Genomic DNA, 14,978 nt, shown 5'->3' with positions numbered 1-14,978 from the left:
AAGAGCAGATTCAAGCCCATGAAAAGGCCCGTCCTCGCCGTATCCACGCGAGATCGTGCTATGAATGAAGGAGCGGAAAACGCCCTTTCAGACGGCTGCGCGGCGGATTTCCGGAAAAAAAGCCTGAGTGGTGAAATCGGTAGACACAAGGGACTTGAAACAATTTGAGCCTCCGCGCGGAAACGCCCGGAGTGAAACCCGTCAAATTCGGCGAACGCCCCCGGCCCCGTGCCCGGCCAACGCCGAGCCAAGCCTGCCAGCGCAGGAAGGTGTAGAGAGCAGACGGCGGGCGCCTAAAGCCGCAAGGCCAGGGCGAAGGCGTGCTCCAGCCCACGAACGGCGGCTTTTCCTGCGCGAAAAGCCGCCGGCGGCGAAAGCCGAAGCGGGAAGAAAATCCCTGGCCGCAAGGCGTGCCGGTTCGATTCCGGCCTCAGGCACCACTTCAAGCCACCCCCCCGGCGGGTGGCTTTTCTTTGTTCCCTTTGTTCCTCCAAGCGGTTCATCCATGCAGCCAGCCCCCTCCTACCCCTTCGCCCAGCGCTTGGGCCATGTGGAAACCTCCGCCATTCGCGAAGTGTTCAAGCTGCTGGGTCGGCCCGGCATCATCAGTTTTGCGGGCGGCTTTCCCGACAGCGCCCTGTTTGATGTGGCGCACATCGAAGAAGCCGCCCGCCAGGCGCTGGCGCAGCAGGCCGCGCAGGCGCTGCAATACGGCGCGACCGAAGGCTTCATGCCCCTGCGCGAGCAGCTGGCCGCGCTCATGCAGGCGCGCGGCGCCAGTGTGCGGGCAGAGCAGCTCATCGTCACCACCGGCAGCCAGCAGGCGCTGGACCTGGTGGGCAAAACACTGGCCGAGCCGGGCTGCAAAGTCATCGTTGAAGGCCCCACTTTTCTGGCCGCCATTCAGTGCTTTCGCCTCTACGGCGCGCAAGTTATCAGCGCCCCGGCCGATGCCCACGGCGTGCAGCCGGGCGCACTGGAGCGGCTCATTGAAGAGCACCGCCCGCGCTTTGTCTATCTCATTCCCACTTTCGGCAACCCCGGCGGGGCCACGCTCACGCTGGAGCGCCGCCGCCGCGTGCTGGAGCTGGCGGTGCGGCATCAGACCCTGATCATCGAAGACGACCCCTACGGCCAGCTGTGGTTTGACGCGCCGCCGCCGCCCAGCCTGCTCGCTCTCACGTCCGAAGTGCCGGGCAGCCGCGACTGGCTCATTCACTGCGGCAGCCTCTCCAAAATCCTCTCGCCCGGCCTGCGGCTGGGCTGGATGACCGCGCCCGCGCCGCTGCTGGCCCAGGCCGTGATGTGCAAGCAGTTCAGCGACGCCAACACCAGCGCCTTCGCCCAGGCCGTGGCCGCCAATTACCTGGCCGCCGGACACCTGGGCCAGGCGCTGGAAAACGCACGCCGCGTCTATGCCCGCCGCGCGCGCGTCATGGGCCAGGCGCTGCACGAGCAGCTGGGCCAGGCCATCGCCTTCACCCCGCCCCAGGGCGGCCTGTTCATCTGGGCGCGGCTGACGGGCGCTGGCGGCGCGCTGGCCGATGGCGCGGCGCTCGCGCCCAAGGCCATTGCCCAGGGCGTGGCCTTCGTGCCCGGCGCGCCTTTTTTCGCCACCCAGCCCGAGGCCGCCACGCTGCGCCTTTCTTTTGCCACGGCAGGCGAGGACGACATCCGCGAAGGCGTGGCGCGCCTGGCGCGCGCGCTGCGGGTCTGAGAGCCAGTTCCAGCGTTTCCGCGCCGCAGGCGCCGCCTGCTGGGAGGGCATCAGAAACAGGAGCAGATTTGAAGGGTTAAAAATGCCGCCTTGCGCAGATTCCACTAGGACATCATGCTATGGGTAAAGGAGCGAAATAAAGGCTGCCAGCGCCTTCCCCCCTTCCCTTTTCCTGGCTTGCACTTGCACGGCAGGCTGCGGGCAGAGACTGGGATTCCGTCCGTGCAAGCCAAAAAAGCGCGGCCTTGCGCGCTTGCGGGCCTTGCGCGCTTGCGGGCCTTGCCCGTCTCCGCCGGGCTGCTGCTGACAGGCCCGTTGGCGCCTTGTGGCCCATGCCGATCCGCCGCCTTCACGGCCAGGCCAGGCCAGGCTTTGAACCGGTCTTGGGGCCGCCAGGCAAAAGCCCTTCGCGCCTGCTGCTTTTGCCCGCTTTCGCGTCTGGCCTGGCGCGCCTGGCCTTACAAACGGCGTTTTGCCGCCACCGGCTGCCATCAGCCGCCACAGCCATGACCGAAACCCTCCGCTCCTATCTTCTCGATCTGCAATCGCGCATCGCCGCCGCCATTGAGCAGGCGGACGGGCGCGGGCGCTTTGCGCGCGAGCCTTGGCGCAAAGCGCCGGGCGAGGCGCTGCAAGGCGAGGGCGTCACGCAAATCATGGAGGGCGGCGCGGTGTTCGAGCGCGCGGGCATTGGCTTTTCGCATGTGCGCGGCCCCGGCCTGCCGCCTTCGGCCACGCAGCGCCGGCCGGAGCTGGCGGGCGCGCCGTTCGAGGCCATGGGCGTCTCGCTGGTCTTTCACCCGCTCAATCCCTACGCGCCCATCGTGCACATGAACGTGCGCATGATTGCGGCCTGCCCGGCCCAGCGCGGCGAAGCGGTCTGCTGGTTTGGCGGCGGCATGGACTTGACGCCGCACTACGGCTTTGACGAAGACTGCACGCACTTTCACACCGCTTGCCAAAGCGCGCTGGCGCCCTTTGGCGCCGACAAATACCCGCGCTTCAAAGCGTGGTGCGACGAATACTTTTGCAACCGCCACCGCAACGAGCAGCGCGGCATTGGCGGCATCTTCTACGACGACTTCACCGAAGGCGGCTTCGAGCGCGGCCTGGCGCTCACGCAGGCCGTGGGCGACGCCTTTTTGCCCGCCTACCTGCCCATCGTGCAGCGCCGCCAGGGCATGCCCTGGGGCGAGCGCGAGCGCCAGCACCAGCTCTACCGCCGGGGGCGCTACGTGGAATTCAATCTGGTGTGGGACCGGGGCACGCACTTCGGCCTGCAATCGGGCGGGCGCGCCGAGTCCATCCTGCTGTCGATGCCGCCGCTGGCGCGCTGGGCCTGGCAGCGCCAGCCCGAACCGGGCACGCCGGAAGCGAAGCTGACGGACTTCTACCTTCAGCCACGGGACTGGGTTTGAGCCAGGCGGGCCGCGTCCTGGCTTGTCACGCTATTGAAAGCGGAGCGGATTCAGCCTCATGAAAAGGCATCTTGCGCCCTGTTGGCGAAGACCCTGCGCTATCGAACAAGGAGCGAATTGAAGTGCCCGGAAACGCCCCCCGGCCCCCCGGCCCGCCGCGCATCGGCCTGTTCGGCGGCGCGTTCGATCCGCCGCACTACGCCCACATGGCCCTGGCGCGCGCCGCCGTGCGCCAGCTGGGCCTGAGCCGCCTGCACGTCACTCCCACCGGCCAGGCTTGGCACAAAAGCCGCCCGCTCACCCCCGCCGCGCAGCGGCTGGCCATGTGCCGCCTGGCTTTCGCCCATGAGCCGCGCTGCGTGGTGGACGGACGCGAGACGCGCCGCGACGGCCCCAGCTACACCATCGACACGCTGGCCGCGCTGCAAGCCGAATACCCGGGCGCGGCGCTCTATCTGCAAATCGGCGCCGACCAGGCCGCCGCCTTTCACACCTGGAAAGACGCGGCGCGCATTCTTGAAATGGCCGCGCTTTCCATTGCCATCCGCGCGGGTCAGGACGGCCAGGGGCATGCGCCTTTCGATCCGCTTTGCCCGCTGCCGGGCCTGCCGCCCGCCTTGCAGGCGGCCGCCCGCATCCACGTGTTGCGCCTGCCGGCCATGCCCCACAGCTCCACGCAGGCGCGCCAGCTCGCCGCCCAGGGCCTGCCCCTGCAAGGCTGCGTGCCGCCTTCAGTGGCGCGGTATATTGCCCGCCACCATCTCTACACACACCCGGCAAGCTCATGAGCGACACCACCGCCCAGAAAAAAATCCAGAAACTCCAGCGCGCCATCGTCGATGCGCTGGAAGACGTGAAGGCGCAGGACATCCGCGTTTTCAACACCGAAGCGCTCTCGCCGCTGTTCGAGCGCGTGATCATCGCCAGCGGCGCCAGCAACCGCCAGACCAAGGCGCTGGCCGCCAGCGTGCGCGACAAGGTGCGCGAAAGCGGCCTGGGCAAGCCCCTGACCGAAGGCGAAGACAACGGCGAATGGATCATCGTGGACTGCGGCCCCGCCGTCGCCCACATCATGCAGCCGGCCTTCCGGCAGTACTACAAGCTGGAAGAAATCTGGGGCGGCAAGCCCGTGCGCCTCAAGACCGCCGCCGAAAAAGCCGCCGCCGCGCGCGCCAAGGCCGCCGCCGGGCCAAGCGCCCCGCCTGAAACGCCCGCCCGGCCCGCCGCCCGCAAGGCGGCCGCGCCGCGCAAGCCCGCCGCAAAGAAAACGGCGGCCGGGTAGAGCCAGCGGCCCTTGCGGCTTCTTTCTCTTTCCTGAAGCTGCGGGCGGGCGCGGGGCCGCGAAAAGCCGTGAGGCGCGCCCGCGCAGCCCCAAAAAAGATGGCCGCGTGAGCGGCCATCGGCGTCAGAAACGTGTCAGAAACGGGCGGCCGCTTGCCGCAGCGCGCTCATGGCAGGTTACGGCGCGTTCATTGGGGCGACTTGTGCGCGTCGTCCACGGCAGCGGTAAACAGCACGTCGGTCGAAGAGTTCAGCGCCGTTTCGGCTGAATCCTGAATGACGCCAATGATGAAACCCACGCCCACCACCTGCATGGCCGTGTCGTTGTCAATGGCGAACAGGCTGCACGCCATCGGAATCAGCAGCAGCGAGCCGCCAGCCACGCCCGAAGCGCCGCAAGCGCCCAGCGAGGCCACCACGCTCAGCACCAGCGCCGTCCAGAAATCAACCTGCCCGCCCAGCGTGTGCACGGCCGCCATTGACAGCACCGTGATGGTGATGGCCGCGCCGGCCATGTTGATGGTCGCGCCCAGGGGAATGGAGACGGAATATGTGTCTTCATGCAGGCCGAGCTTTTTGCACAGCGCCATGTTCACCGGAATATTGGCCGCCGAGCTGCGGGTGAAAAAAGCCGTCACGCCGCTTTCGCGCAGGCAGGTGAACACCAGCGGGAAGGGGTTGCGCCGCGTTTGCGAAAACACCAGCAGCGGATTGACCACCAGCGCCACCACGGCCATCGCCCCCAGCAGCACGGCCAGCAGGTGGATGTATTGGTAAATGCCCTTGAAACCTTCCACCACGATGGTGGTGAGCACCAGCCCGAAGATGCCCAGCGGCGCGAAGCGGATGATCCAGCGCACCACGCTGGAGACGGCCTCGGCCAGATCGGCCAGCATGGCCCGCGTGCCGTCTGCGGCATGGCGCAGCGAAATGCCCAGCAGCACGGCCCAGCCCAGAATGCCGATGTAGTTGCCCGAAGAAACCGCCTGCACCGGGTTGGCCACCAGGTTCATCAGCAGGTTGCGCAGCACCTCGGCAATGCCGCCGGGCGCCACCTTCTGGGCCGCCTCCACGCCCTTGAACGAAAGCGTGGACGGAAAGGCGAAACTGGCCGCCACGGCCACCAGCGCGGCCGCGAACGTGCCCACCAGATACAGCGCCAGAATGGGGCGGATGTTGGTCGGATTGCCCTTGCGGTGCTGCGACACCGCCGAGAGCACCAGCACAAACACCATCACCGGCGCCGCCGCCTTGAGCGCGCCCACGAACAGCCCGCCCAGCAGCTTGCCCAGCTCGCCCACCAGGGTCACGAACTGCGGCGCAGCCACGTCCGGATCGGCCGGCAGGGCGTTGTGCGCCACAGCGCCCACCAAAACGCCCGCCGCCAGGCCAATGACGATCTGCATCACCAGCCCCAGCCGGTCCAGCCGGGCGATGAAACCTTGTTTCTCCATTGCTTGAACTCCTGAAAAAAATGGCGACACAAAACGCGCGCCGCTTGCATGTGGATTGTGACGGATTGCACACCTGGCCCCCGGAGACCGCGCCTGCAAGCTCGCGCCCGGGCAGAGTGCGCCGCGCGGGCGCGAAATGCGGGCGCGAAATGCGGGCGCGGAATGCGGGCGCGAACACGGCGGGCCGGACAGACCGGCTTATTTAGCTACCCTATTCATAGCAATACGTCCTAGTGGAACCAGCGCAAAGCGGGTTTTCGGCACCCTGAATCCGCTCCTTTTTTTACGAACCACTCTGATGCGCACCAGCAGGCTGGGGCGGCCCGCAGGCCCTGCCCTATCCGCACGGCTCCCCCGGCTGGAAAGAACAGCGCGGCAGGCGCAGCCATCACTGCCGCAAGGAAGCTTTCGGCGCTCCAGGCGGCCCGCCTCAAACCAGCGCCACCAGCGCCACCAGCGCGCCCGTCAGGCTCAGGCTGTAGAGCAGCTCGTACAGACCGGCATCGCGCAGCGAAGGCGCCAGATCGCGCCCAATGGCCAGGCGCAGCACCGGCCGGCCCGCGCGCCGCACCATCAGCCCCCACAGCGCCAGCAGCGCCGCCATGAGCAGCGCCATGCCGGGGCGCGGAAAAAAAGGCGCCACCTCCGCGCCAGCGCCCGCCAGGGCCAGCAAGCCCAGCAGGCACGGGGCGATCAGCAAAATCATGAACGCCTGCCGCGCGCGCCGCTCGCCCAGGCGCACGGCCAGCGTGATCTTGCCGTGAACGGGGTCGGTGTGGATATCGCGCAGGTTGTTCACCATCAGCAGCGCACAGGCAATCAGCCCCACGCCCGCGCCAGCCACCCAGCCCCACAGCGGCACGCGCCCGGCCTGCACGTACGTGGTGCCGCAAGTGGCCATCAGCCCGAAAAAAAGAAACACGAACACCTCGCCCAGCCCGCGATAGCCGTAAGGGCGCGGGCCGCCCGTGTAGAACCACGCCGCCGCAATGGCCGCCGCCCCCAGGCCCAGCATCCACCACTGCCCGCACAGCGCCAGCAGCGCCAGCCCGAGCGCCACGGCCACGGCGAAGCTGGCCAGGGCCAGCGCCATCACCGCAGCGGGCGCAACGGCGCCCGAAGCCGTCAGCCGTGGCGGGCCGCAGCGCACGTCATCCACGCCGCGCAGGCCGTCGAAATAGTCATTGGCGATGTTGCAGCCAATTTGCAGGGCCAGCGCCACGCCCGCCGCCAGCAGCGCGCGCGCCCACGAGGCCGCGCCCAGCGCAAAGGCAACGCCCGTGCCAAGCAAAACGGGCGCAATGGCTGCGGGCAGCGTCCGCAGCCGGACCACTTCAACCCACGAGACGGCGGAAGACTTCATCCGGCCAATCCTAGCGTTGCGCCACAGGATTCAAGGGCGCTGGAAACCCGAAGATGCGACCCGCTTTCAGGCAAGAGCGGAAAAAAGAGCGCAAAAACGGGCCGGGCGCATGCGCGTTGGCGCAAATGGGTGAATATGCAAGCGGAAAACCGCTTCCGAAATGGCGCATCACTCCGCCCGCAAAACAAATGGCAGTCTTGCGCATATTCGGCTTGAAGAAAATGAATCGCCTCGCCCTGCAAAATCCGCCGCGCCAGGCTGAAAAACGCCAATGCCCTGTATTTTTGCCAGAAGAGCAATGGCCGGATGAAATGCATAATGTGCTTTTCATCCGCCGGTACGCAAAGCGCTTATTTCTCAGATTTCATGAAAATGGCGGCACGATGCGCCTTTCACGGCGCAGCCCTTATTGCCATTGAATTGCGGATGGCGTTTCAAATATCCGGCAGCATCCCGGAGCCATTTGGAGCGGAAAACATGAAAACCATGCGCTCCCGGTGAGCGATGAAAATGCATTGCGGGGCGCGCCCCGCCCGCTATTCACGCCTGCTATTCACGCCCGCCATGCAGCAGCTTTTGCAGCGGCTCCCACACGTTGTTCAGAATGGCCGGATGCGCCTCGGCCTTGGGGTGGATGCGGTCGGGCTGAAAGTGCGCCAGGGCGTCAGGCTGGTCGGCCACGCCGGCAAGCAAAAAGGGCGCGAGGGCGGCGCCCGTCTGCCGGGCGATGCGGGGGTAGATGCCGGCAAAGCGCCGGGTGTAGTCCGCGCCGTAGTTGGGCGGGGTCTGCATGCCGGCAAGCAGCACGCGCGCGCCGGTTTTTTGGGCCGTCTGCGTCATGGCCAGCAGGTTGGCCTCGGTGGCATCCAGCGGCAGGCCGCGCAGGGCGTCGTTGCCGCCCAGCTCGATGATGACGATGGCGGGCTGATGCTTTTTGAGCAGGCCGGGCAGGCGCGCGCGGCCGCCAGCGGTGGTGTCGCCCGAGATGCTGGCATTGAGCACGCGCCAGTCTCCTTGCTGGCCCTGCTTTTCAGCGGCGAGCTTTTGCTCCAGCAGCGCCACCCAGCCCGTGCCGCGCGGCAGGCCGTATTCGGCTGAAAGCGAGTCGCCCACCACGAGGATGGCGGGCCTTTGCGTTTGCTCCTGTGTTTGCGCCCGCGCCCCGGCAGGCAGCGCGAGTGCGGCGGCAAGCTGGCAGATAAAGTTGCGGCGTTTGAGGCCCCGAATGGACATGAGTGGAGAACCAGTGAATGAAGCGCCGCCCCTGATCGAGGTGCAGCGCCTGTGCAAAACCGTGCGCGACGCCACGGGCGAGCTGCCCATTTTGCGTGACGTGAGCTTTGCGCTGGCGCAGCGGCAGACGGCGGCCATCGTCGGCGCTTCCGGCTCCGGCAAAAGCACGCTGCTGTCGCTGATTGCGGGGCTGGACGTGCCCAGCAGCGGCACGGTGCGCATTGCCGGGCAGGATTTGTTTGCGGTAGATGAAGACGCGCGCGCCGCCATCCGCGCCCGGCGGCTGGGCTTCGTGTTCCAGAACTTCCAGCTCGTGGGCGGCATGACGGCGCTGGAAAACGTGATGCTGCCGCTGGAGCTGGCCGGCGCGCCGCGCGCGCGCCAGCAGGCCGGCGAGATGCTGGCGCGCGTGGGCCTGGCCGCGCGCCTGGGGCATTACCCCAAGCTGCTTTCCGGCGGCGAGCAGCAGCGCGTGGCGCTGGCGCGCGCCTTCGTCATGCGCCCCGCCGCCTTGCTGGCCGATGAGCCGACGGGCAGCCTGGACTTCGCCACCGGCGAGCGCGTGATGCAGCTGATGCTGGAGATGAACCGCGAGCTGGGCACCACGCTCGTGCTCGTCACCCACGACCGCGCCCTGGCCGCGCTGTGCGAGCGGCGGCTGGTGGTGGAAGCGGGACGGGTGTCGGAGGGCGAATGAACAATGCCAGCAGGCGCTGCCTGGGCCAGCCCCATTCCACGCCAGACGCTTCGTGCGCCCCGGCTCGCAAGGCGTGCAACCAGCTTTTTTCGCTCCTTCATCAATAGCATGACGTCCTAGTGGAACCTGCGCAGAGGCTGCTTTTCAACCCCTCAAATCAGCTCCTGTTTCTAAAGCACGGGCCGCTTCTTAGCCGGTACTCCTCCCACGTGGAGAATGGACGCATGCGCGACTACTGGAACCACAACACCGCCTATCATCCGTGGCTGCAGCGCATCGCCGCCGAGCGGCCCCGCCGGAGCATCCTGGACGTCGGGTGCGGCGACGGGCTGCTGTTGCAGCGACTCGCGCCGTACGCCGGTCACCTCACCGGCATCGAGCCAGACGTCGCGGCGCTCTGCCGCGCACAGGCCCGTCTGGCCAGCATCCCCAACGTCACGCTCAACGCCTCCAGCTTCGCGGCCTTTGATCCGGGAACGAAGCACTACGACCTGATCACCTTCGTCGCGTCGCTGCACCACATGGACCTGGCTGACTCCCTGACCAAGGCGCGCGACCTCCTGGCACCGGACGGCGACCTCCTGGTCGTCGGGCTGGCGGAGGAACGCACCCCCTGGGACTGGGCCTTTGCCGCGCTGGCACTTCCCTGGGCCAGGCTCGGCTCAGCGCTCCATCACGAAACCGACCCTGGGGTCCTGACGACGCCACCGACCACCTGCCTGACTGAGATCCGCACCACCGCGCGCAACCTGCTGCCAGGCGTCCGGATCCGCCGTGGCCTCTACTACCGCTACCTACTCCGCTGGGCCAGAAGAGCCTGCCGGTAGGCGTCCATCGCCGCCCTGGCTGAGTGAAGCGACGTGCCGGGGTCTGCCGCTTCGGGCGCGCGGCGCGGCTGGCCTGCATGGCGGCGGCCTATCATCCGCCGCTTTTTTGCGCCTTTACTTTCCGCCTGCGCCGTGCGTCTGAATTCCATCAAGCTCTCGGGCTTCAAGTCGTTTGCCGAACCCACCCAGTTCATGCTGCCCGGGCAGCTGGTGGGCGTGGTGGGGCCGAACGGCTGCGGCAAGTCCAACATCATGGACGCGGTGCGCTGGGTGCTGGGCGAGTCCCGGGCCAGCGAGCTGCGCGGCGAGTCCATGCAGGACGTGATCTTCAACGGCACCACCACGCGCAAGGCGGCCAGCCGCTCCTCGGTTGAACTCACGTTTGACAACAGCGACCACCGCGCGGGCGGCCAGTGGGGCCAGTTCACCGAAATCGCCGTGCGCCGCGTGCTCACGCGCGAGGGCGCGAGCAGCTACTTCATCAACAACCAGCCCGTGCGGCGGCGCGACGTGCAAGACGTGTTCCTCGGCACGGGCCTGGGGCCGCGCGCCTACGCCATCATCGGGCAGGGCACCATCAGCCGCATCATCGAATCGCGCCCCGAAGAGCTGCGCCTGTTTCTGGAAGAAGCGGCGGGCGTGAGCAAATACAAGGAACGCCGCCGCGAAACCCAGGGCCGCCTGGAAGACACGCGCGAGAACCTCACCCGCGTGCAAGACATCCTGCGCGAGCTGAACGCCAACCTTGAAAAGCTGGAGCAGCAGGCCGAAGTCGCACGCCAATACAACGAGCTGCAAGAGGCCGCCACCTTGCGCCAGCACCAGCAGTGGTTTCTCAAGCGCAGCGAGGCCGAGCAGGGGCAAAGCCACCTGAAGGCCGACACCGATCAGGCCCGCAACGATCTGGAATCGCGCAGCGCCGACTTGCGCCGCGTGGAGGCCGATCTGGAAGCCGTGCGCCAGGCCCACTACGAAGCGGGCAGCGAAGTCAATCAGGCCCAGGGCCTGCTGTATGAGGCCAGCGCCGAAGTGGGCAAGCTGGAAGCCGAAATCCGCTTCGTGCTGGAAAACCGCGAGCGCGCCGCCCAGCGCCTGGCGCAGCTGAAAGAGCAGGCCGCCGAATGGGCGGGCCGCCAGGCCGAGGCCCAGGCGCAAACCGAAGAGCTGGCAGAGCAAGACGCGCAGGCCGAAGAACAGGCCGAATGCCTTGCCGCGCAGCTCGAAGAGCAGCAGCACGCCCTGCCCGGCCTGGAAGACGCCCACCGCGCCGCACAGGCCGCCGCCAGCCAGCAGGCCGCCGCCGTGGCGCAGGTGCAGCAGCAAATCCAGGTGCTGGCCGCCGAGCAGCGCGGCCTGGCCGAGCAAACCCGCCAGCAGCAGCAGCGCCACGAGCGCCTGCAAGCCGAGCGCCGCGCCCTGGCCGCGCCCGACGCCCAGCGCCTGGCGGCCCTGCAAGCCAAACTGGCGCAAGCCGCCGCCGCCGCCCAGGCGCTGCAAGCCCGCCTGCAAGCGCTGCAAGAACAGGCCCCCGCGCTGGAAGAAGAGCGCCGCGCGCGCCAGCAGGCCGCTGGCGCCGAAGCCGCCCGCCAGACCGAACTGGCCGCCAGCCTCGGCGCCCTGCAGGCCTTGCAGGAAAAGGTGAAAACCGGCGGCAAGCTCCAGCCCTGGCTGCAAAAACATGGCCTGCACGCCCTGCCGGGCCTGTGGAGCCGCCTGCAAGCCGAGCCGGGCTGGGAAAGCGCGCTCGAAGCCGCCCTGCGCGAGCGCCTGGGCGCGCTGGAAATCAGCCGCCTGGAGCAAGCCGCCGCCTTCGCGCCAGACGCCCCGCCCGCGCGCCTGGCCTTCTACGCGCTGCCCACGCCATCGGCGGCAGGCCCTGCCGGGCAGGCGGCGGGCCTTCAGCCCCTGGCCAGCCGCCTGCGCCTGCACGACGCAGCCTTGCACGCCCTGCTCGCCCACTGGCTGGCCGGCTGCTTTTGCGCCAGCGCCCTGCCCGAAGCCCTGGCCCTGCGCGCGCAGCTCGCGCCCGGCCAGACGGTCTATGTGCCCGGCGGCCACAGCGTCACCGCGCACGGCGTGAGCTTTTACGCGCCCGACTCGGAACAGGCCGGCCTGCTGGCCCGCGCGCAAGAAATCGAAAACCTGCAAAAGCAGCTGCGCGCCCAAACCCTCATTGCCGAAGAAACCCAGGCCGCCCTGCACAAGGCCGAAGCCGCCTGCGCCGACGCCGCCCAGCGCCTGGACGCCGCCCAGCGCGAGCGCGCCGAAGCGCAAAACCGCGCGCACGAGCTGCAAGTGCAAAACCTGCGCCTGACCCAGCTGGCCGACCAGGCGCAAGCGCGCAGCCGCCAGCTGGACGCCGACCTGGCCGAAACCCGCGCCGCGCTCGATGAGCTGCAAGAGCGCCAGGCCAGCGCCGAAGCCCGCTTTGAAGAGCTGGACATGCAGCTGGCCGACCAGCAAGAGCGCCACGCCCAGCTTGAAAGCCGCGTGATGCAGGCCGACCGCCAGCTGCAAGCCGCCCGCGAGCAGCAGCGCGGCCTGGAGCGCCAGGCGCAAGAAGCCCAGTTCGCCCGCCGCAGCCTGCAAGCGCGCCGCGCCGAACTGGCCCGCGCCATCGACACCGCCGCCGCGCAAACCGCCAGCCTGCAAGGCGAAGCGGCCCGCGCCGAAGAAGAACTGGCCCGCCTGAACGAATCTGCCGCCCAGGGCGGCCTGCAACAGGCCCTGGCGACCAAGCTCGAACGCGAGCAGGCCCTGGCCGCCCAGCGCAGCCGCTATGACGACCTCACCCAGCGCCTGCGCGCCAGCGACGAGCGCCGCATGCAGCTCGAGCGCGAGCTGGAGCCGCTGCGCCAGCGCATCACCGAGCTGCAACTCAAGGAGCAGGCCGCGCGCCTGGGCGCCGAGCAATACACCCAGCTGCTGGCCGACGCAGGCGCCGACCTGGCCGCCGTGGCCCAGTCCATCGAAGAAAGCGGCGTGCGCCTGCACGGCCTGCAAGGCGAAATCGACCGCCTGCACCGCAGCATTGCGGCGCTGGGCGCCGTCAATCTGGCCGCCCTGCAAGAGCTGGCCGCCGCCCGCGAGCGCAAGCAGTTTCTCGACGCGCAAAGCCATGACCTCACCGAGGCCATGAACACGCTGGAAGACGCCATCCGCAAGATTGACCAGGAAACGCGCGAGCTGCTGGGCCACACCTTCCACACCGTCAATGAGCACTTTGGCCGCATGTTTCCCGAACTGTTCGGCGGCGGCCAGGCGCGCCTGGTGATGACCGGCGACGAAATCCTGGACGCGGGCGTGCAAGTCATGGCCCAGCCGCCGGGCAAGAAAAACCAGACCATTCACCTGCTCTCCGGCGGCGAAAAGGCGCTGACGGCCATTGCCCTGGTCTTTGCCATCTTCCAGCTCAACCCCGCGCCCTTTTGCCTGCTCGACGAAGTGGACGCCCCGCTGGACGACGCCAACACCGAGCGCTACGCGCGTCTGGTCACGGCCATGAGCGGCCAGGGCACGCAGTTTCTTTTCATCAGCCACAACAAGATTGCGATGGAAATGGCCGAGCAGCTCATCGGCGTGACCATGCAGGAGCAAGGCGTCTCGCGCATCGTCGCCGTGGACATGGAAAGCGCCATCCGCATGGCGCAGTAGGCTGCAGCCTCAGGCAAAACGGGCGGCGGGAACAAGCTGCGGAAAGCCTGTTTTCGCTCCTTCATTCATAGCATGACGTCCTAGTGGAAAAAGCGCAGAAGCCGTTTTGAGGCCTCCTGAATCCGCTCCTGTTTTTGATGCCATCCGGCTGGCTGCCGGGCGCTCTGCCGAGAAGGCCGTGGGCAGCGCGCTCTGAACCGCTTTTCAGCCCCGGCGCGCGGCGAGTTTTTCAACGAGCGACAGCGCCTGCTGGTAGGCGGGCTGGGCCATGAGGGCGGCCCAGTCTGGCGCGTCAAAAGCAGGCAGCAGCGCGCGGCGGCGGGCCTCGCTGGCGGCGCGGGGCTGCCAGTGCACGCCCCGGGCGGCTTGCAGCCCCTCCAGCGCGGCATCCAGCGCCGCGCCGCCGTCGAGACACTGGTTGCACAGCAGCGCCAGGTCGCACCCCGCGTTCAGCGCCGCGCAGGCGGCTTCGGCGTGGGTGAGCTGGCGGCCCTGCATCTGGCGCGCAGCGGCCATGCCCAAATCGTCGCTGACGATAGCGCCGTCAAAACCCAGCAGGCCGCGCAGCACGTCTTGCAGCCAGTAAGGCGAAAAACCGGCGGGGCGCTCGTCCACTTGCGGGTAGATGACGTGCGCGGGCATGACGGCGGGCAGCGCCAGGCCCAGCCAGCCGTAGGGCGCGGCATCGGCCTGAAGCAGCTCGGCCAGCGGCCGCCCGTCTTGCGGCAGGTGCGTGTGCGAATCGGCCTGCGTGTAGCCGTGGCCGGGAAAGTGCTTGCCGCAGCCTTTCATGCCCGCCAGCAGCAGGCCGTGCAGCAGGCTTTTGGCCAGCTGGGCCGCCGCTTGCGGCTGCGGGTGCAGGGCGCGGTCGCCAATCACGGCGCTGCGGCCCCAGTCCAGATCGAGCACGGGGGTGAACGAAAGATCAATGCCGCAGGCGCGCAGCTCGGCGGCGAGCACGTAGCCGCAGGCAGTGGCGGCGGCCAGCGCCTGCAGGGCGTCTTCCTCCCACAGGCGGCCCAGGGCGCGCATGGGCGGCAGCGGCGTGAAGCCCCCTTCGCGAAAGCGCTGCACGCGGCCGCCTTCGTGGTCGATGGCAATGAGCGCATCAGGCCGGATGGCGCGGATGGCCGCCGTCAGCGCCGCAATCTGCTGGCGGCTTTGCCAGTTGCGCGTGAACAAAATGACGCCGCCCGTCAGCGGATGGGCGATGCGGCGGCGGTCTTCCGCCGTGAGGGCGGCGCCTGCGATGTCGATGATGAGCGGAGCGTGGGGCATGAGCCGTGCGGGTGAAAAAACGAAGCCGCGATTGAATCAGAACCCCATCCGGCCTT

The 14,978-nt window shown here is 68.2% G+C and carries 12 protein-coding genes; 8 read left to right on the top strand and 4 right to left on the bottom strand.

Going from position 1 to position 14,978, the window contains the following annotated elements; translation table 11 throughout:
- The first annotated feature begins 505 nt into the window (after positions 1-505).
- The 4 genes from QB898_RS08355 to rsfS all read left to right on the top strand — a co-directional run bounded on the left by QB898_RS08355 (position 506) and on the right by rsfS (position 4,417).
- Positions 506-1,717: an aminotransferase-like domain-containing protein gene (locus tag QB898_RS08355; protein ID WP_279524566.1), complete on the top strand. Its 1,212-nt coding sequence runs from the start codon at positions 506-508 to the stop codon at positions 1,715-1,717.
- A 506-nt stretch (positions 1,718-2,223) separates the two neighbouring features.
- Positions 2,224-3,135 carry an oxygen-dependent coproporphyrinogen oxidase gene (hemF, locus tag QB898_RS08350; RefSeq protein WP_279524565.1) on the top strand — a complete coding sequence of 304 codons (912 nt, stop codon included), beginning with the start codon at positions 2,224-2,226 and terminating at the stop codon, positions 3,133-3,135.
- Between the two features lie 122 nt (positions 3,136-3,257).
- Positions 3,258-3,923, top strand: coding sequence for a nicotinate (nicotinamide) nucleotide adenylyltransferase (nadD, locus tag QB898_RS08345; protein ID WP_279524564.1), 666 nt, complete (start codon positions 3,258-3,260; stop codon positions 3,921-3,923).
- Entirely contained in the window at positions 3,920-4,417 is a 498-nt protein-coding gene (gene rsfS / locus QB898_RS08340) for a ribosome silencing factor (protein WP_311464622.1), read from the top strand. Before nadD ends, rsfS begins: the two co-directional genes overlap by 4 nt.
- Positions 4,418-4,604: 187 nt before the next feature.
- Here rsfS and sstT read toward each other — a convergent pair whose 3' ends face one another.
- Positions 4,605-5,870, bottom strand: coding sequence for a serine/threonine transporter SstT (sstT, locus tag QB898_RS08335; protein ID WP_279524563.1), 1,266 nt, complete (start codon positions 5,868-5,870; stop codon positions 4,605-4,607).
- A 430-nt stretch (positions 5,871-6,300) separates the two neighbouring features.
- Positions 6,301-7,233, bottom strand: a complete 933-nt coding sequence (locus QB898_RS08330; RefSeq protein ID WP_050714875.1) for a 1,4-dihydroxy-2-naphthoate polyprenyltransferase — start codon at positions 7,231-7,233, stop codon at positions 6,301-6,303.
- A 53-nt stretch (positions 7,234-7,286) separates the two neighbouring features.
- On the opposite strand from QB898_RS08330, the gene QB898_RS08325 reads away from it, so the two are divergent.
- A complete protein-coding gene (locus QB898_RS08325; RefSeq protein WP_279524562.1) occupies positions 7,287-7,652 on the top strand; it encodes a hypothetical protein in 366 nt (121 codons plus the stop codon).
- 130 nt (positions 7,653-7,782) lie between these two features.
- On the opposite strand, the gene QB898_RS08320 is transcribed toward QB898_RS08325, so the two are convergent.
- Positions 7,783-8,466, bottom strand: coding sequence for an arylesterase (locus tag QB898_RS08320; RefSeq protein WP_279524561.1), 684 nt, complete (start codon positions 8,464-8,466; stop codon positions 7,783-7,785).
- On the opposite strand from QB898_RS08320, the gene QB898_RS08315 reads away from it, so the two are divergent.
- The 3 genes from QB898_RS08315 (at position 8,465) to smc (ending at position 13,644) form a co-directional block, all read left to right on the top strand.
- The gene (locus QB898_RS08315; RefSeq protein WP_279524560.1) at positions 8,465-9,163 is read left to right on the top strand and encodes an ABC transporter ATP-binding protein; all 699 of its coding nucleotides are present in this window, start codon (positions 8,465-8,467) and stop codon (positions 9,161-9,163) included. The genes QB898_RS08320 and QB898_RS08315 overlap by 2 nt on opposite strands.
- A gap of 224 nt (positions 9,164-9,387) precedes the next feature.
- Entirely contained in the window at positions 9,388-9,990 is a 603-nt protein-coding gene (locus QB898_RS08310) for a class I SAM-dependent methyltransferase (protein WP_279524559.1), read from the top strand.
- Between the two features lie 132 nt (positions 9,991-10,122).
- A complete protein-coding gene (gene smc / locus QB898_RS08305) occupies positions 10,123-13,644 on the top strand; it encodes a chromosome segregation protein SMC (protein WP_279524558.1) in 3,522 nt (1,173 codons plus the stop codon).
- 204 nt (positions 13,645-13,848) lie between these two features.
- On the opposite strand, the gene nagZ is transcribed toward smc, so the two are convergent.
- Entirely contained in the window at positions 13,849-14,922 is a 1,074-nt protein-coding gene (gene nagZ, locus QB898_RS08300; protein WP_279524557.1) for a beta-N-acetylhexosaminidase, read from the bottom strand.
- Positions 14,923-14,978 lie beyond the last annotated feature (56 nt).

The organism is Ottowia cancrivicina, assembly GCF_029813755.1.
Lineage (GTDB): Bacteria > Pseudomonadota > Gammaproteobacteria > Burkholderiales > Burkholderiaceae_C > Ottowia > Ottowia massiliensis.
Note: the sequence above shows the minus strand (reverse complement) of the source record. Positions and strands in the feature narration are given on the sequence as shown.